Here is a 17,800-nt window from a genome sequence, read left to right as displayed (position 1 = left end):
AATATATTTATTTAACCACCAATTTTCTACTAGTAGATTTTTCGTTTTCAATAACGGTAACCACATATACCCCTGAAACTAATCTAGACACATCTAAGTTTTTATTATTAATCCTATTTGTTAAAACAATTTCACCAAAGACGTCATAAATTATAACCTCTTTTTCGTTATTATTTTTTGTAGTAATATAAACCAATCCGTTAGATACCGGATTAGGGTACAACTTAAATTCTGCAATTTCACTGCTAGTGTAATTAAAAGAATTTTTATCTTCTTGTGCAGATACAGTGTAGGTTACTACTATAAGTAGGAGCAAGTAGATTTTTTTCATAAGTATTGATTTGGGATCAACACTGTAAAGGTATACTATAGTTTTATGTAAAATTCTAAAATGTTGTGAATTGCAATAAATTGTATGTCAATGAATTATGAAGTGTATTTCATCGATAAAGTTGGTAAAACAACGAAAGTAAAATAAGCTTTGTTACTTAATAATAAGTTTTCTAGTAGCAACTTTATCTTTTTCATAAACGCGTAGAACATAAACCCCAGCATCTATATTATTTAGCCCTAGCTCTTTTCCTAATATGGTGGTTTTAAGAATTTGAGAACCAAAGACATCAAAAATTAATATTTTCTTTGGACCATTTTCAGAAGTACTAATAAAAACTTTACTGTTTGTAACAGGGTTAGGATATAATTTAAACCCATTAATTTCTCCTTTGCTATTAGCGCTTTGTGCATAGCTAAAAGAAAAGAATAAAAAGAAAATTAGTAGGTAAAAGTGCTTCATAAGTAATGGTATACAAACAGTGTACCACAAATATATAAATTCTTATGCCTGTATAAATTTTGTAAGAGCAGATATTGTTAAAAGATCGATGAAATGCAAAATGATCGATGAAATGCACAAAAAATGACATAAAGTCCACCTTTTCTGACTTTGAAAAGCATTTCTTTCATTAAGTTAAATACTTTCTTAGAATAAAAAAAGCCTCGCAATTGCGAGGCTTTTATATCCTTATTTTGTTTTATATATTCTATAAACCAGCATCTTTCCAAGTCCAAGTAGAAATGTCTAAAGCAGCAGCATCTTTACCAGAATTTAATGTGTATTTACTAGTTTCACCAGATATAAGAGTAGCATCTGCATCCGCACCTTCTATTTGAACGTTAGCTAGAGCTCCAGCATCTTTCATATCTAAATCTACAGCATAACCAGATAAATGTAAACCAGTTATTGTACCACCAGAAGTTTTCTTGAACTGTAAAGCAGTACCATCTACAGAAGAAATAGCAGTTATGTTAGTAAAAGTTGGGTTACCGTTATTTTTATCTCCTTCAAAAACTGTAGAGAAACCAGCAACAGTATGAGAAATGTAAGCATTAGTTACAGATCCATTCCACTCTTCTGTCCAGTCAACAGCATCATCACTGTTATTTTCTAAGTAGATATTAGTTACAGAAACACTTCCACCGAAAAATTCGATACCATCGTCATCACCATTAATTACGGCAATGTTTTCTAAAGTTGTTCCAGAACCTACAGCATATAAAGAAACGCCGTTGTATTGAGACTCAGAGTTAATTTGAGCTCCTGTTCCTTTAAGTACTAAGTTTTTAACAGATCCAGAATTGTCAGTAGCATCAGTACCACCGTAAACAAAACCACCAATTTCAGCAGTAGCATCAACACCAGCAGATGTTATTGCATTACCACATATTGTTAATCCGCCCCAATCTCCAGGTTCACCTGCAGCAGAAGCAATAACAACTGGGTTAGCTTCAGTACCTTGTATGTCTATTGTACCACCTTGTAAAACTGCAATGTAAACACCAGTACCACCATCTCTAGCAGTAATTTTAGTTCCTGCAGGGATAGTTAATTTACCACCTTCTTGAACTATGTAAGAAGAGTTTAATGTATATGCTACAGAAGCATCTAAAGTTACGTCACCTGTAACCGCACCTTGTAATAAGCTACTTTCAAAAGAGATATCTGAGCTTACCCATGGGAAGTCCTCCGCAGTTGTATTAGGAACAGCAGTAGTATTTAATGAGTATTTTAATTTACTTTCATCCACATCTGTAGTAGTTTCATCATCTTCATTCATTGCTACAGGAGTATAACCATCAACAAAAATTACGTTAGTTACATCACCAGCATCTTTCATATCTAAATCAACATCATATCCTACTATAGAAAGACCGTCAATTGTACCACCAGAAGTTTTCTTGAATTGTAATGCAGTACCACCTACAGTAGAAACAGCAGTGATGTTATTAAATTCTGGGTTACCGTTATCTTTGTCTCCTTCAAAAACTGTAGAGAAACCAGCAACTGTATTAGATATATAAGCATTTGTTACAGATCCGCTCCATCCTTCTGTCCAATCTATTGAATCGTCACTATTGTTTTCTAAATATAGGTTAGAAACTTCTACGGTTCCACCAAAAAACTCAACACCATCATCATCACCATTAATAACAGCAAGGTTATCAACTAAAGTTCCAGAACCTACAGCGTAAAAAGAAACACCATTGTATTGAGACTCAGAGTTAATTTGAGCTCCAGTACCTGATATTTGTAAATATCTTATAATACCAGAACTATCAGAATCATCAGTGCCACCATATATAAAACCTCCTACTTCAGCAGTTGCATTAGCACCTGCAGTTGTAGTTGCCTTACCGCATAGTGTTAATCCTCCCCAGTCACCAGGGTTACCATCTGCAGAAGACATAATAACAGGATTTCCTTCAGATCCATTAATATTAATTGTACCACCAATAAGTGTTGCGATATAAACATCTGTACCACCATTATCTGCAAGAATTTTTGTTCCAGCAGGAATATTCAATGTAGCACCTTCGTCAATAATAAATTGACCAGTTAAATTGTAAGAAGTACTAGCAGTAAGAGTGTAATCTTCTTTTAATGTTCCTTTTAAAATACCTGCTTCTAAGTTAGCGATAACTTCTGTTGCTTCTTTTCCTATTGGCGCTGGATCATCAGAGCTACAGCTCGTTAGTATAATAGCTGAAAAAACTGCGGTTATACTTAAAAGTTTTACAAATAAATTTTTCATTTCAATTTTCAATTTAGAATTTGGTTAAATATTCTTATTATCTGTGCAAAATAAGTGGATTTCTGTTGCTTTGTGTTTAACTAAATATTAAGCATAAGTTACCTTTGTTTAGGTAAATGAGTGCTTACGTTAAGCTAGTGTTAATCGTATTTTAACCCTTTTATTTTATATTAGAACCCTTGTGATAAGGATTGTAATTTTTACCTTAAACTTATTTGGGATTAAAAATTATATTTTAAACTTAGGTTTAATTGAGCGCCTTTTTTATAGGATAAAACTACTTTGTCAGATTCAACACCTGTATTAAGATCTTGTATTAATTGGGTTTGTTGTATATCTGGATTAAGTAAATTTCTTCCTACTAATTTAAGTTGTAGTTTTTTAGTTAGCATTTTGCTTAAAACTAAATCTAGGGTAAAAAAGCCTTTTTCAATTATTTCATCATTATACAGAACATCACTATTGTTAAAATCTTCTGGAGAACCAAGAACATAAACTTTATCTGAAGAATAATTTCCTGTTAAAGTAGCATTAAACTCTTTTTCGGTTTTGCTATTATAGCTTAACGAACCATTTAATATTAAGTCTGACGCGCCTTGTAAATCAGATTCTGTTTTGTTTTTGTATTGAAAAAACTCTGATAAATCTTGGTTAAACCACATTTTAGTAATGTTTGTATTAAAATCTAAAATGCTTTCTTCATCTTCGTTTTTAAGAAGACCTAATCTAGCTTCTATTTCTAAACCATAAATGGTAGCTTTTTCACCAGTGTTAGCATATTGAAAGTTTCCTGAAGAACCTCTTGTTTGTGCTAAGTTTATAGGGTTTTTAATGTTTTTATAAAAACCAGTAGCAGATAGTAATTGACCTCTACTAGGGAAAAATTCATACTTTAAGTCTATATTTAAAACATCAGATTTTTCTAAATTCGGATCACCGCTAGTAACACGACCAGTTGGGGATACATATTCAAAAGGAGCTAGCTCTTTAAATTCTGGTAAGGTTTGTGTTAGACTTGATGCAAAACGTATAGCATTTTTTTCGTTTAAAGCATATTTTAAATTTAAACTTGGATATATTTCTGTGTATTCCTTTTTAATAGAACCTACTCTTCCAACAAAGTTAGCAACATCCCAAAGAACATTTATTTCATCGCGCTCAAATCTTACACCAGCATTACCAGAAAGTTTTTCGCCAAAATGAAAGTCTAAGTTAGCATAACCTGCTATAACATTTAAATCTGCATCGTATCTATCCGCTTCTCTTTCTCTTAATACTAAGCCATTATCAAAGTTATCTGCAGTAAAAGTTTCGGAAAATTGATCTACTGTAGGTACTTGAAAGTCTCTTGCTCTAACACCAGCAAATAAGGAACTAAATACTCTGTCTTTTTGACGAAAATTTACACCAATGTTTAGTTTAAATTTATGGATGTCATATTCATCTAAGGCTCCAAAAGAAATTGCATCATTAATATATGCGTTGTATTCAGTATCCTCAATTTTTTGACTAGATTTTCTTTGTTGAAAATCTCCAACGTGTGCATATTGTACTGTATTTGGGTCTAGTATATTTGCTTCGTTTCTAATTCTATTAGGCTCTTGTGCTAATACATAGTTATAACCGCCAGCCCAAGTTAATTTGTTGTTCTCTTTAATGTTATGAACACCTTCTATTTGATTTACTAATAAAATAGTTTGCTTAAAGTTTTGGTCTCTTACAAATGCACCATCTTCTTGTGGATCCTGGTCAAAAACGTAGCCCTCACCGTTTCTACCTTGCTCATAAACATTATCATTACTTGTATTAACCGCTAAACTGCTAATTTTAAGCCTATGATTATCACTTAATTTTAAACCTAAATTTAAATACCCTGTAGTGTTTGTTCTAGAGCTAAATGACTCCGCGTCTGTGAATTCGTTATCTAAAACATTAGAACGGTAGCTTCTAAAAACACCTTCTTGGTATTGGTATGATTTAGAGTGAGAACCAGCAACAAATACTTTTAATTCTTTTCCGAATATCTCAAATTTTTCAGCACCAGAAAGAGATATATCATAATTGCCAGTATTTTTTTGTTTTAAAGGATCCCATCCTTGTCTTGTAATTAAATCTACAAGAGCATATTGTTTTTTATGAAAACCTAAAGTTACATCTTCAGTAGCAATACTTCTTTTAAAATCACCATCTAAACCTAGAACATTAGTGTTGTATCCTGAGCTTAGACCTACAGATAATGCTTTTTTAGAATAACTTTTAGAAGAAATATCTACATTACCAGAAGTCTGGTCGGCATAGCTAGAAGTGGAATAGGTTTTACTAATACCAACATTTTCAATAATGTTAGTAGAAAATAAATTTAGATTAATATTTTTATTATTAACATCATCAGAAGGTATTGGCAAACCATTCATAGTGGTAGATAAATACCTGTCACCTAAACCTCTAATGTATATGTCTCCTGACCCTTCACTTTTAGAAACACCTGCAATTTTTGTGGTTGCAGCAGATGCATTAGATACACCAATTTTTGAAAGACGTTCTGAACCGATACTTTCTTTAATAACAAGAGCCTTCTTCTGATCTAGTAATAAAGCAGCTTCAGAATCTTTTCTGGCTGTTGTAGTTACAACAACTTCATCTAAAGACATTCCTTCAGAAGCACTCATTGGTGCATTTATAGTGGTTACTTTTCCACTCTCTACGATTACGTTAGGAATTTCTACAGTTTCGTACCCTAAGTAACTAAATACAACAGTATAAGTTCCTGGCTCTACATTAGCTATTTCGTATAAACCATCAAAATCTGAAGTAGCACCTTTAGTAGTGCCTTTAATTAGAACATTAGCAAATGCCAAAGGTTCATTATTAACTTCTTTGTCTGTAAGAGTACCAACAATACTCCCTGTTTCCTGTGCCTGTAGTAGCGCTACGCTAAATATTAAAAGACACGTAAGTAATTTTCTCATTAAAAAATTTAGTTTGTTCTATTATGGCGCAAAGAAAGTTCTAGGGTGTAAAAGTCGGGTTACCCCCATGTTAAACATTTATTGCCTTAGTGTTACTTTATTGTTACTATATTAAATCAACGTTAAGAGCTATTTAGTGTAATAGTATTATCTTTACATTTGGCGGATTAACCAATTTTGATGACCGATGAAAAAAAAAGATATTAAGATTTTATTAGTAGATGATGAGCCAGATATTCTAGAGATAGTTAGTTATAATTTGTCTTCTGAAGGCTATCAAGTTTATACGGCAAAGAATGGAGTTGAAGCGGTAGCAATGGCTAAAAAGAAAACGCCACATTTAATTATTTTAGATGTTATGATGCCAGAAATGGATGGTATTGAAGCTTGTGAAATAATTAGAGGTACAAAAGGGTTAGAGAATACAATCATTACTTTTTTAACCGCCAGAGGAGAAGATTACTCCCAAGTTGCAGGTTTTGATGCAGGTGCAGATGATTATATTACTAAACCAATAAAGCCAAAAGTTTTAGTTAGTAAGGTTAAAGCATTACTAAGAAGGTTAAAAGAAGAAAATGCTGCATCGGAAGATATTGTAAAGGTTGGTAATATTGTAATTAATAGAGAAGAGTATAAAATAATTAATGACGGAAAGGAAATTATTTTACCAAGAAAAGAGTTTGAACTTCTTGCATTACTAACTTCTAAACCAAGTAAGGTTTTTAAAAGAGAGGTAATATTAGATAAAGTTTGGGGTAATGAGGTTGTTGTTGGCGGCCGTACTATAGATGTTCATATTCGTAAGTTAAGAGAAAAAATAGGAGACGATCATTTTAAAACTGTAAAAGGAGTGGGGTATAAGTTTGTATTATAATGTCAATAAAATTAAAAAGGTCATATAGATTTGCATTAAGGTCCTCTATTACTATAGCCCTTACTGCTGCCTTTTTTTTATTTTTTTTGCAAAAATATTTTAATACAGTAAATTTTTATATTTTAATAATAGTTGCTCTATTTTTATTTGGATTTTCATTTATAGTATTACAAGTAAGAATAGAAAAATTCATCTATAGAAGAATAAAAAAAATATATGATGATGTTGCTCTTTTAGAATCTTCTTCTTTAGCTGTGGATCCTATTACTACAGATATGCGAACCCTAACTGCAGAGATAGAAAAATTTGCCAAAGACAAAAAAATAGAGATAGACACTCTAAAAATTAGAGAAGAGTATAGAAAAGATTTTTTAGGAAATGTTTCTCACGAATTAAAAACGCCGTTATTTACTGTTCAAGGGTATATTTTAACCCTTTTAGATGGTGCAATGAATGACTCTAATATTAGAAAAAAATACCTTCAAAGAGCAGCAAAAGGAGTAGACCGTTTAATTTATATTGTTAAAGACTTAGATTTAATTACCAAATTGGAAGTTGGAGATTTAAATCTTGAAATGACATCTTTTAATATTATAGAGCTTATTCAAAATGTTTTTGATCTTTTAGAAATGAAAGCCCTTAAAAAAAAGATTACGTTAACTTTTGATATGGATTATCCAGAACCAATTCAAGTATACGCAGATCAAGAAAAAATACAACAAGTAGTAACTAACTTATTGGTAAACTCCATAAAGTATGGGCATGAGAATGGTACTACAGAAGTAAGTGTAGAAAATTTAATTAAAAATAAAGTTATTATTCGTGTAACAGATAACGGTGAAGGTATAGCAAAACAACATATTCCGAGATTATTTGAGCGCTTTTACAGAGTAGATAAAAGTGGAAATAGGGCTGTTGGTGGTTCCGGACTTGGACTTTCTATTGTAAAACATATTATAGAAGCACACGAAGAAAAAATCTATGTAGAAAGCGTAGAAGATGTAGGTTCTGAGTTTTCTTTTACCTTAGAAAAGAGTATTAATGAAATAGATACAATTGTTTAATTGCTTAAGCGATTCAATTTCTTAGCTTTGCCACACAAAAAATACTACTTCTGTGGGAAGCAAAAACAAACTAAAAAGATTTAAAGAAAACGAAACCTTTTCTAATGTTATACAACCAACTAGAGAAGAAATTGTAGATAGTTCTTTTTCTTATAAAGGAAATTGGAGTAAACATTTTGGTAATACCAATCCTATAGTTTTAGAATTAGGCTGTGGTAAAGGAGAATATACTGTAGGTTTAGCTCGTAGAGATAAGAACAAAAATTATATTGGAATAGATATTAAAGGCGCACGTTTTTGGAGAGGTGCTAAAACTGCTATAGAAGAAAATTTGTCTAATGTTGTTTTTATAAGAACTCAAATAGAACTAATAGATCAAATTTTTGCTGCAAACGAAGTGTCCGAAATATGGATAACTTTTCCGGACCCTCAAATAAAATATAAGCGTACTAAGCATAGAATGACAAATAAAGAATTCTTAGCTAAGTACAAGCAAATTTTAAAACCAGAAGGCACAGTTAACTTGAAGACAGATTCTGAGTTTATGCATGGCTACACTTTAGGGTTATTACATGGTTTAGGGTTAGAAGTTTTATATGCAAATCATGATATATATAAAAATGCTGGGAGCCCAGATGAGGTTTTAAAAATTCAAACTTTTTATGAAAATCAGTATCTTGAAAAAGAAAAACCAATTACCTACATTAAATTTAGAGTAGCTTAGTAGTTATGGGGCATTTATTAATTCTTTTTTTTGCAACATTTTTTGCAGCATTTATAGCTACAGTTCCTCCGGGTTTATTAAATATGAATGCAGCAAAAACAAGTGTAGAGAAAGGAAAATTAAATGGTATTATATTTAGTTTAGGCGTTTCTATAGTTGTTTTTATACAAGCTTATATTGCAGTATTAATTTCTAAGTTTTTACATAATAATCCAGAGGTAATAGAAGTTTTGTTGCAAATTGCCTTAGTAGTATTTGCTTTTTTTGCTGTGTTTTTTTTCATTGCTGCCCGGAAGAATAAGAAAAAGAAGAAAAAAGTCCTTAAAATAAGTAAAAAGAACAGTTTTTTTAAGGGAATGTTATTAGCCTCTTTAAATCTATTAACCATTCCTTATTACAGTGGACTAAATGTTATGTGGAATGCATCTGGTTGGATAAAATTTCAGCTTTGGGATATTGTAGTCTTTGTTTTTGCAGCAGGTTTGGCAACCTTCTCGGTACTCTATTTGTATACCATCTATTTTAATAAATTAGAAAATAAGACAAATAAGTTTTCTAAAAACTCTAATTATATCTTAAGTGGTTTAATGCTGGTATTATTTATTATTACACTTATTAGATTGTTAATGACAGCGTAAATGGCAAACAATGAAAACTTTTTTGAAAGAGTCTATGAGGTAGCACGTTTAATACCTGAAGGTAAAGTAACCTCCTATGGTGCAATTGCAAAATATTTAGGAGCGGCTCGTAGTGCCAGAATGGTTGGTTGGGCTATGAATGGATCTAGTCTAAAAGAAGATGTTCCAGCGCATAGAGTAGTAAATAAAGCAGGAATTTTAACCGGAAAACATCATTTTGATGGTACTAACCTTATGCAACAATTATTAGAAAGTGAGGGAGTTGTAATTATTGATAATCAAATACAAAATCTTGAAAAACATTTTTGGGATCCTTTTGAAGAACTTTCGGAATAGATTTTGATGCTGTAGTCTTGTATGAAGCAAACTATTTTTGGTGTTCTATTCTTTACTTTTTATTCGTTATTTGCGCAAGTTGAAATAACGAATATAAAACTACCTAAAATTATTTTATCAGAGTACGATAGTATTCTTTCAAGTTCTGTTGATAGAATGGCTCCTGTTATGTCTCAATTTTTGGGAATAAATATTAAAGACAGTTTAGATTTAAACAAGAAAAAAGACTTTGGGAGGTATGAAGAGATAAATAGGATATCAGATAGTATTTCTATTTATGTAGATGCAAATAATACTAATTTTAGAGTACATTTCTGGTCTTCGATTCCGCCACCTCCACCGCTAATGGAGAATAAAAGATATTCAAAATTAAAAATAGAAAACCTTAGTGCCTATAATGAATTGATGGAGAAAAAATGGGACAGTATGGCTGTAGCTTTGGAAAAGCAATGGGATATTGAAAGAAGGCAACATCAAATTGCATATCCTGTGTATATATTTAATAATAGTAGTAAGAAAACTATAATTCAGAATCCAGTAGGTGGTAGTATAAACAAAGATTTATATGTTATTTTAGAAGGAATAGACAAAAATGGAGAATGGCAACCCATAAATTATTGGGAACAATTTAGTTTTGTCTGTGGGACAGGTCATCGTAATTATGTGCTTAATCCAAAATCATTTCTAATTGTTGCAATAAAAAAATACTCAGGGTATTATAGAACGAAGTTACGAGTTAAATTTAAAAATTTTGATGATATACATTATTCCAATGTTTTTGATGGATATATAGATTATTGTCAGTTTGATAAGCATGAGGTATTAGAGGATCTAAATTTAAGATTTTCTTACAGAGGTGTAGAATATCTGAGGGAAAGAGTAAATAGAACTTTTTTGGATAAATAAGGATTGCGCCATTGTTTACAAGCACGTCTTTTTCAATAGAATACCATTAAATTCTCAGCCCTAAGCATTATCTTTGTTGTTTAGAACGAATACAAAGTAAGTTTGATTATGACGTTGAAAAAACAAGACATTCTTAAAGCCCTAGAGTTAATAACTGTACCCGGAGAAGGCCAGAATATGGTAGAAAGCGGGGCTGTTAAAAATATTCAAGTTTTTGGGGATGAGGTAGAGGTAGATATTACAATAAATAACCCAAGTCTACAAGCAAGAAAAAAGACCGAGGTAGAGATTTTAAAAATTATTCATAAAGAAGTTTATGAAAAAGCTAAAATTAAAATCAATATAAAAGTAGCTGCACCAGCTCCAAAGGCTAATAAGCCTAATGAAATAAAAGGAAAACCACTTCCTGGAATACAAAATATTATTGCTGTAGCATCTGGTAAAGGGGGTGTAGGAAAATCTACAGTAACCGCAAATTTAGCAGTTACTTTAGCAAAAATGGGATTTAAAGTTGGTTTGTTAGATGCTGATATTTATGGACCATCTATGCCTATTATGTTTGATGTAGCGCATGAAAAACCACTAGCGATTAATGTGGATGGAAAATCTAAAATGAAACCAATAGAAAGTTATGGAGTAAAAATGCTATCTATAGGGTTTTTTACACAACCAAGTCAAGCCGTAATTTGGAGAGGGCCTATGGCTGCAAAAGCATTAAACCAAATGATTTTTGATGCACATTGGGGAGAGTTAGATTTTCTTCTATTAGATTTACCTCCAGGAACTGGAGATATACATTTAAGTATTATGCAAGCAATGCCTGTAACAGGTGCTGTAATTGTTAGTACACCGCAAGAAGTTGCTTTAGCAGATGCTCGTAAAGGAGTAGCAATGTTTCAGCAAGATTCTATAAATGTGCCTGTTTTAGGAATTGTAGAAAATATGGCTTATTTTACTCCAGAAGAATTACCAAATAATAAATATTATATCTTTGGTAAAGAAGGAGCTAAAAATTTAGCGGAAGATTTAAAAGTACCTTTATTAGGAGAAATACCATTGGTGCAAAGTATTAGAGAAGCAGGAGATGTAGGAAGGCCAGCAGCCTTACAAACAGCAACACCTATAGAAGCGGCCTTTGAAGAATTAACAAAAAACATAGCTCAAGAAGTGGTAAACCGAAATAAAAATTTACCTCCTACAGATGCTATTAAAATAACAACTATGGCAGGTTGTTCTAGTGTAAAAAAGTAAATAAAATGACTACAGAAGAAGTAAAACTAAACGTTGAAAAAGCATTAGAAGAAATTCGTCCTTTTTTAAAAAGTGATGGTGGAGATATATCTTTAATATCTATAGATGATGACAAATCTGTTAAAGTAAGATTAGAAGGTGCTTGTGTTGGCTGTAGTGTTAATCAAATGACATTAAAAAGCGGTGTGGAAATGACTATTAAAAAATATGTTCCGCAAATTGAAGAGGTAATTAACATTTCATAATATTTTTATAACAAAATAATACAGCCTGCCTTGTAAAGGTGGGCTTTTTTGTACGACAATTATTTTAAAAAAAGGTATTTTTGCCATTTATTAGCAATTGCTAAAAAGATTAACTTTTAGAATACAAATTAATGTCAGACGTAAAAATTAAAATTACGGATAGAGAAGGGGTTTCTCACGAGGTAGATGCTCCTACAGATATGAATATGAATCTTATGGAGGTTGTACGCTCTTATGAGCTTGCTCCAGAAGGTACCATAGGGGTATGTGGTGGTATGGCCATGTGTGCCTCTTGCCAATGTTATATAAAGTCGGATCACAATCTTCCAGAAATGTCTGATGATGAAGAAGCAATGTTGGCAGAAGCTTTTAACGTAGAAGATAATTCTCGTTTAGGTTGCCAGCTTCACATAACAGAAGATATGGACGGCTTAGAAGTAGCGCTTGCTCCAGAAGACCTTTAATCATTTTAAAGCGTTTTATTAAATCTAAATAGGACAGGTTTCTGGTATAAGTAAAGCACTTTTAATAGCATTACTCCAAATACTATAGCCTTTTTTGTTTAAATGTAAACCATCACTAATATAGAGCTCTGGTCTTGGTCTATTTTCAGAACTAATCATTTGTGCAAAAACATTAATAAATTGTGCTTTTAGTTCTCCAATAATATATTTTGATAATAATAAATTGGTTTCTATAATATTAGGAATCATGGCTTCGCGCTCCACACTTGGTTTTAGGCTTATTAGCGCTAAGTTAACTTCGGGGTATTTGTTGTAGATTAAACGGACCAATTCTTGACAATCTGCCAAAACTTGCTGCGGTGTTTTCCCTTCACTTAAATCATTTTCTCCTGCATAAAGAACAATTTTAGTTGGGTTAACCGCTGTAAAAATTTCATCAAAATAATGAATACACCAGGCAAAAGTGGAACCGCCAAAACCAAGATTAATAATATTTAAAGGGTCTAAATCTTTTTTCATGCTAACCCACAAGCGTATAGATGAGCTACCATAAAATACAAAAAGTTGCTCTTGGTGATCTAGTTTGTTAACGCGCTTTCTTAATCTTTTAATTTCATTAGACCACATTGCAGGGGGCTCACTTAAATTATTAATATCCGTTGCATTACTTACAAGTTTGTCTACTGTTTTACGTGCTTCTTTTACATACTCGGCATACTTTTTTTGATACTTATTTACAAAGCTAATTAGGCTTTCTGTATCATTTTCTTTTACATGTTGGCTTAATTTAAAAGGAGGATGAATTTTACAATAAAATAGATTGTCTTTTATTCTATTGTCAAAATTTACAATTACTATGGGAACAATACTAGGTTCAATATCCATATTCATGGCTAGTTTAAAACTACCTAACTTAAAAGGTCCTGGGGAGTTTTCTGTACTATATGAAGTTCCTTCTGGACTTATAATTAGATTATAACCATTTTTTAAATGCTCCTCTGCTTCTCTATAAAATATACTTCGAGATAATTTTTTACTCTCTTTCGTAGATTTCTCGGACTCCTTTGTATATACATTTATATGCCCTAATTTGTTGTAATAATTTTGGTGACCATACTCTTGACCACGGCCTATTCTAACCGTTCGTATACCAGAATCATTATATTTTTCTTGTAATACCATAGCACTAATAAAATGGGAGTCTAGTGTTATTTGAAAATTATTATTTAAGGTATATTGCGAATCATTTATCAGGTGATTGTATATGAAAATATTGCCGCTTTCTTCGGGTAAATTTTCCCAACCATCAATATGGTAATTTTGATTTTTAAATAGTTTTTTTGTGGCTTCTGCACATTGTTTTCTAACTTCTAAAACGTTGTTAGTGGTACTGTTAACAACAGTACTATATATGTTTTCTAATCCTTTTATAAACTGTAATTCTTCATTATCATCCTTTAAAAGTTCTAAGCTTAAAGAAGCAATATGACGTTCTAAAGAGGTGCCATTGGCCAATATATTTTTTAGACCGTCATAGGCAATTTCTTTAGTGTTTACATTATTTAAAAGGTGAATTGTTTGGTGTAATTTAGAGTGTAAAGGAAGTCTAGATTTGTTGTTTTCAATTAAATGGAATACAGCTTGTAAGTTATGCTTTCCTAATAGTCCAACATATCTTAAAAAAGCGGCGTTTATTTGGTTGCCAATAAGCCATAATAATTGTTTATAAAATTGCTTTTCAAACTTAGTGTCTAAAGTAAAAAGTGATGAGAGTTCTTTGTAGGGAATAAAGTATATGGCTGTTTTCTTATCGGTAATAGCAGAACAAATGTCTTTATCTCCTAAAAAGCTAGACCAGCCAAATATGAATCCAGCATCTCTAATAGACCGTTGTTTAATTTCTATATTACCTTCAATTCTTTTAATACTTACTTCGCCATGTATTAAAATAGATAGGCCATTCGTAAAGCGGTCTTGTATATAAAGAACCTCATGCGGTTCATATTCTCTTCGTTCTGCAAGAGAAGCTATTTTGGATAGTTTTTTTTCGGAAAACTGGTCTAAAAATGGCGAACAACGCATTAAGCTAATTATTTCAGACGGCTTGGCTTTAGGAGTCATAAAAAACTCTCTGTCATCTTCAAAAGGCCTAGAACGTACAGGTTGCAAAAGTTCTATTTGTTTTAATAAAGCCGATTTTTGTTGATGGTATAATTTTGAGGCAATATTTTTTAGCAATGTATTTTTACTGTCTTTTGCTAAATAAGCTTCTAGTTGTGTTATAGGGATTTCAAAAAAAGTAGCTCCTTTAGAAGAGGTTACTGCTTTGTAATTATATCTTTTAGGGTTATTTAAACCATTTATACCAAGTGTGCTCATTGGTTCAGAAATTTGGCAAACTAAAATGTCATTTTCTGGCTCTTCAAACTCAATGTAATAATCTACCAAACCTTTAAGAATCCATCTAAATTTTTTTACTTCTCTATGGATGTTAAAAAGGACGTGATTTTTTGGATATTCTTTAGTTTTTCCTTCCGGAAAAATGGCTTTTAATTGTCTGAAATGAGCGTCGTTTTCCAATCTTAGCATAATTTTGGTTTCTACTAACTTCATCAAATTAGTTAAGAATTGAAAAGATTGGACCCTTTACTTATAAATAAATATGATTTTGAAAATTACAGGGTATTTTTATATTGGTTTTGGTAAAAATAGGGGGTCTTAAATCTGGATACTATTTATAAGTTTTGTGTAAAACAGCAAGTTAGGCCCAAATTTTATATTCTAGCTTGGTAGGTAAATAAGTTATAATACCTTCCTTCTTTTTTAATAAGTTCATCATGAGTGCCTTGTTCTGCAATGCGCCCATTTTCTATAACTAAAATTTGGTTTGCTTTGCGTATAGTACTTAATCTATGCGCTATTACAAAAGTGGTTCTTCCCTTTGTAAGTGTTGCTAAACTTTTTTGAATTAGAGCTTCACTTTCCGTATCTAAATTAGAAGTGGCTTCGTCTAGGATTAAAATTCTAGGATTTGCTAAAATTGCTCTTGCTATGGCAATACGTTGGCGTTGTCCTCCAGAAAGTTTTACACCGCGCTCTCCTATTAAGGTCTCTAAGCCATCATCAAAACGGTCTGTAAACTCATCTACATAAGCAGCTTTTACTGCTTCTTGTAGTTCTTCTTCTGTTGCTTCAGGTCTTGGAAAAAGGATGTTATTACGAATGGTACCTTCAAACAAAAATTCATCTTGTAATACCACGCCTAAATGTTGTCTAAAACTATTTAAGTTTATTTTAGACATATCTTTTCCATCAACAGTAATGGTTCCTGATTCTGGGTTTAAAAAGGTAGCTGCTAAACCAGCAATAGTAGATTTACCGGACCCTGAACTACCAACAAGTGCTACTACATTGCCTTGTTTTACATTAAAATTTATATTATGAATAACTTCTTTACCCTCTTCGTAAGCAAAAGATACATTGTTAAATACTATATCTCCTTTAATTGTATCTAGCAGGATAGTTCTATTTTCTTCATCAGACTCTGGCATCATATTCATTAGTTCTTCAGTACGATCTAGCCCTGCCAAAGCTTCTGTTAATTGACTTCCAATATTACTCATTTGTACAATTGGAGCAATCATTAAACCAAGTAAAAAAGTAAAGGTTAAAAAATCTCCTAAGCTAAGATCTCCTTGCATAATTTTGTATCCACCAATTCCCATTATACCTGTGGTTGCAATTCCTAATAAAAAGGTTGAAGCACTTGTCATAAAAGCAGTGGCGGTTAAGCTCTTTTTTACGTTCTGGAAAAGTTTTTCTACACCTTCTTCAAATACTTTATTTTCTTGTTCTTCTGCGTTAAAACCTTTAATAACACGAACACCACTTAAGGTTTCTGTTAATCTTCCTTTTACTTCTGCATTAATTTTTCCGCGGTCTCTAAAAACGGGCCTAATAACTTTAAAGGCCTTTAAAGCAACAATCGCAAAAATGGCTAAAGGAATTATAGTAAACAAAGTCATGCTAACACTAATTCGTAATAACAATATAAGGGATACCACAGCTGTTATTGTTCCGCCAACTAGCTGCACTAGTCCTGTCCCTATTAGGTTACGTACACCTTCTACATCACTCATAATTCTAGAAACTAATGCTCCAGATTTAGCATTATCAAAAAAACGAATAGGAAGAGAAAGCACCTTTTTTTGTACTTGTGCTCTAAGCTCAGATATTAAATATTGTGCTTGTACGCTTAGTATTTTAGTTAAAAGAAAAGATGTGATTGCTTGTACTGTAATAGCTAGAATTACAGCTCCAACTAAAAGTTTTAAAAACGCAACATCCTTATTAGGGATAATATCATCCATTAAATATTTAAGAGAAAGTGGCGCTACAAAACTTGCAGCTTTACTTATTACAATTAATAATAAACCAATAAACACTAATTTTCTGCGTGGCCAAATAATGGTTTTAAATGCGGAATAAATGCTAACTTTTTTAGCTGCCATATAATCTAATTACGTTATTTTGTAAGGTACTTTAAAAAGGTAAATTAGTGTATTTCTTATAGGTAGAATTTAGAAAATTTACTCTTTCGTAATAATTAAAGTGGCTTTAGAACCAGAAGATAGGAGCCATTTGTTTGCGTAAATTAATTCTCCTTTATCATCATACACATTTATTTGCGCTGTATTAGGAGCAGAAGAGCCATTGTTTAATGCTTCAAAATCTATTCTATTAAATCCTTTTTTTAAATCTACATTTACACCTTTAAAGGCGCTAGTTAAAAGAATGTTAGGGTCTGCAACCACATCATTTACCCAAATTTTTACACGATCACCATCTACATACTCATGATCACGACAAACAATACCTATAAATTTTCCATTATTTTTTACATCTCCTAAATACTGATCTCCAAAAAAATCTTTGGAACCTTCTTTAGGTTCTCTAGGACCAACTTTGGGGTCTATTTTAAGGCCGTGTCCTGCTTGTACCAATTCTCTTTCGGGTAACATTTTTACGGGTCTACGACCAAGAGAGTCTTTAATATTTATGTCTGGTTGTTTGTTAATTACTGAAGGGATATTTAATACAGGTCCTTTGCTAGTAGTATTATTTTCTTCTGCTTTTATATTTAATGGGTTTTGGGTAGGTAAATCGCTCTGTGCATTCCCAAACTGAAATATCAGAAGAAAAAAGAAAAGAAAAAATATGTTATGCAGGGATTTCATTAA

General features: G+C 31.8%; 16 protein-coding genes. 9 read left to right on the top strand and 7 right to left on the bottom strand.

From position 1 onward, the window contains the following. Positions 1-7: 7 nt before the first annotated feature. From Q0945_RS09720 to Q0945_RS09705, 4 genes are all read right to left on the bottom strand, one after another. A complete protein-coding gene (locus tag Q0945_RS09720; RefSeq protein WP_299434014.1) occupies positions 8-331 on the bottom strand; it encodes a T9SS type A sorting domain-containing protein in 324 nt (107 codons plus the stop codon). 153 nt (positions 332-484) lie between these two features. Further along, positions 485-793 (bottom strand): T9SS type A sorting domain-containing protein, encoded by a 309-nt coding sequence (locus Q0945_RS09715; RefSeq protein WP_298489135.1) that lies wholly within the window; start codon positions 791-793, stop codon positions 485-487. 247 nt (positions 794-1,040) lie between these two features. Next, positions 1,041-3,089, bottom strand: coding sequence for a hypothetical protein (locus tag Q0945_RS09710; RefSeq protein WP_299434013.1), 2,049 nt, complete (start codon positions 3,087-3,089; stop codon positions 1,041-1,043). Positions 3,090-3,310: 221 nt separating this feature from the next. Next, a complete protein-coding gene (locus Q0945_RS09705) occupies positions 3,311-6,058 on the bottom strand; it encodes a TonB-dependent receptor (RefSeq protein ID WP_299434012.1) in 2,748 nt (915 codons plus the stop codon). A gap of 187 nt (positions 6,059-6,245) precedes the next feature. Between Q0945_RS09705 and Q0945_RS09700 the strand changes: the two genes are divergently transcribed. The 9 genes from Q0945_RS09700 to Q0945_RS09660 all read left to right on the top strand — a co-directional run bounded on the left by Q0945_RS09700 (position 6,246) and on the right by Q0945_RS09660 (position 12,560). Continuing rightward, the gene (locus Q0945_RS09700; protein ID WP_299434011.1) at positions 6,246-6,932 is read left to right on the top strand and encodes a response regulator transcription factor; all 687 of its coding nucleotides are present in this window, start codon (positions 6,246-6,248) and stop codon (positions 6,930-6,932) included. Then, positions 6,932-7,996, top strand: a complete 1,065-nt coding sequence (locus tag Q0945_RS09695) for an ATP-binding protein (protein WP_299434010.1) — start codon at positions 6,932-6,934, stop codon at positions 7,994-7,996. The genes Q0945_RS09700 and Q0945_RS09695 overlap by 1 nt, the downstream gene beginning before the upstream one ends. A 52-nt stretch (positions 7,997-8,048) precedes the next feature. Continuing rightward, positions 8,049-8,720, top strand: coding sequence for a tRNA (guanosine(46)-N7)-methyltransferase TrmB (gene trmB, locus Q0945_RS09690; RefSeq protein WP_298487309.1), 672 nt, complete (start codon positions 8,049-8,051; stop codon positions 8,718-8,720). 5 nt (positions 8,721-8,725) lie between these two features. After that, entirely contained in the window at positions 8,726-9,358 is a 633-nt protein-coding gene (locus Q0945_RS09685; protein ID WP_299434009.1) for a LysE family transporter, read from the top strand. Further along, a complete protein-coding gene (locus Q0945_RS09680; RefSeq protein ID WP_299434008.1) occupies positions 9,359-9,694 on the top strand; it encodes an MGMT family protein in 336 nt (111 codons plus the stop codon). A 21-nt stretch (positions 9,695-9,715) separates the two neighbouring features. Continuing rightward, positions 9,716-10,600, top strand: coding sequence for a hypothetical protein (locus Q0945_RS09675; protein WP_299434007.1), 885 nt, complete (start codon positions 9,716-9,718; stop codon positions 10,598-10,600). A gap of 108 nt (positions 10,601-10,708) precedes the next feature. Continuing rightward, positions 10,709-11,851, top strand: a complete 1,143-nt coding sequence (locus Q0945_RS09670) for an Mrp/NBP35 family ATP-binding protein (RefSeq protein WP_299434005.1) — start codon at positions 10,709-10,711, stop codon at positions 11,849-11,851. A 5-nt stretch (positions 11,852-11,856) separates the two neighbouring features. Further along, positions 11,857-12,096 (top strand): NifU family protein, encoded by a 240-nt coding sequence (locus tag Q0945_RS09665; protein ID WP_298487317.1) that lies wholly within the window; start codon positions 11,857-11,859, stop codon positions 12,094-12,096. A gap of 131 nt (positions 12,097-12,227) precedes the next feature. After that, a complete protein-coding gene (locus Q0945_RS09660) occupies positions 12,228-12,560 on the top strand; it encodes a 2Fe-2S iron-sulfur cluster-binding protein (RefSeq protein WP_299434003.1) in 333 nt (110 codons plus the stop codon). Between the two features lie 24 nt (positions 12,561-12,584). Here the strand turns inward: Q0945_RS09660 and Q0945_RS09655 are convergent, their stop codons facing one another. The 3 genes from Q0945_RS09655 to Q0945_RS09645 form a co-directional block, all read right to left on the bottom strand. Beyond that, positions 12,585-15,173: a cyclic nucleotide-binding domain-containing protein gene (locus Q0945_RS09655; protein ID WP_299434001.1), complete on the bottom strand. Its 2,589-nt coding sequence runs from the start codon at positions 15,171-15,173 to the stop codon at positions 12,585-12,587. Between the two features lie 161 nt (positions 15,174-15,334). Then, on the bottom strand, positions 15,335-17,071 hold the full coding sequence (locus Q0945_RS09650; protein WP_299433999.1) for an ABC transporter ATP-binding protein: 1,737 nt from the start codon (positions 17,069-17,071) through the stop codon (positions 15,335-15,337). Positions 17,072-17,149: 78 nt separating this feature from the next. After that, a complete protein-coding gene (locus Q0945_RS09645; protein WP_299433997.1) occupies positions 17,150-17,797 on the bottom strand; it encodes a hypothetical protein in 648 nt (215 codons plus the stop codon). Positions 17,798-17,800 lie beyond the last annotated feature (3 nt).

This window comes from uncultured Maribacter sp. (assembly GCF_947500405.1).
Classification (GTDB): Bacteria; Bacteroidota; Bacteroidia; order Flavobacteriales; family Flavobacteriaceae; genus Maribacter_B.
The sequence above is the reverse complement of the archived record's forward strand: the minus strand, read 5'-3'. Positions and strand labels throughout refer to the sequence as shown.

Coding starts and splice junctions, on each gene's coding strand:
- Q0945_RS09720 (WP_299434014.1), bottom strand. CDS start 331: ATGAAAAAAATCTACTTGCTCCTACTTATAGTAGTAACCTACACTGTA.
- Q0945_RS09715 (WP_298489135.1), bottom strand. CDS start 793: ATGAAGCACTTTTACCTACTAATTTTCTTTTTATTCTTTTCTTTTAGC.
- Q0945_RS09710 (WP_299434013.1), bottom strand. CDS start 3,089: ATGAAAAATTTATTTGTAAAACTTTTAAGTATAACCGCAGTTTTTTCA.
- Q0945_RS09705 (WP_299434012.1), bottom strand. CDS start 6,058: ATGAGAAAATTACTTACGTGTCTTTTAATATTTAGCGTAGCGCTACTA.
- Q0945_RS09700 (WP_299434011.1), top strand. CDS start 6,246: ATGAAAAAAAAAGATATTAAGATTTTATTAGTAGATGATGAGCCAGAT.
- Q0945_RS09695 (WP_299434010.1), top strand. CDS start 6,932: ATGTCAATAAAATTAAAAAGGTCATATAGATTTGCATTAAGGTCCTCT.
- Q0945_RS09685 (WP_299434009.1), top strand. CDS start 8,726: ATGGGGCATTTATTAATTCTTTTTTTTGCAACATTTTTTGCAGCATTT.
- Q0945_RS09680 (WP_299434008.1), top strand. CDS start 9,359: ATGGCAAACAATGAAAACTTTTTTGAAAGAGTCTATGAGGTAGCACGT.
- Q0945_RS09675 (WP_299434007.1), top strand. CDS start 9,716: ATGAAGCAAACTATTTTTGGTGTTCTATTCTTTACTTTTTATTCGTTA.
- Q0945_RS09670 (WP_299434005.1), top strand. CDS start 10,709: ATGACGTTGAAAAAACAAGACATTCTTAAAGCCCTAGAGTTAATAACT.
- Q0945_RS09665 (WP_298487317.1), top strand. CDS start 11,857: ATGACTACAGAAGAAGTAAAACTAAACGTTGAAAAAGCATTAGAAGAA.
- Q0945_RS09660 (WP_299434003.1), top strand. CDS start 12,228: ATGTCAGACGTAAAAATTAAAATTACGGATAGAGAAGGGGTTTCTCAC.
- Q0945_RS09655 (WP_299434001.1), bottom strand. CDS start 15,173: ATGAAGTTAGTAGAAACCAAAATTATGCTAAGATTGGAAAACGACGCT.
- Q0945_RS09650 (WP_299433999.1), bottom strand. CDS start 17,071: ATGGCAGCTAAAAAAGTTAGCATTTATTCCGCATTTAAAACCATTATT.
- Q0945_RS09645 (WP_299433997.1), bottom strand. CDS start 17,797: ATGAAATCCCTGCATAACATATTTTTTCTTTTCTTTTTTCTTCTGATA.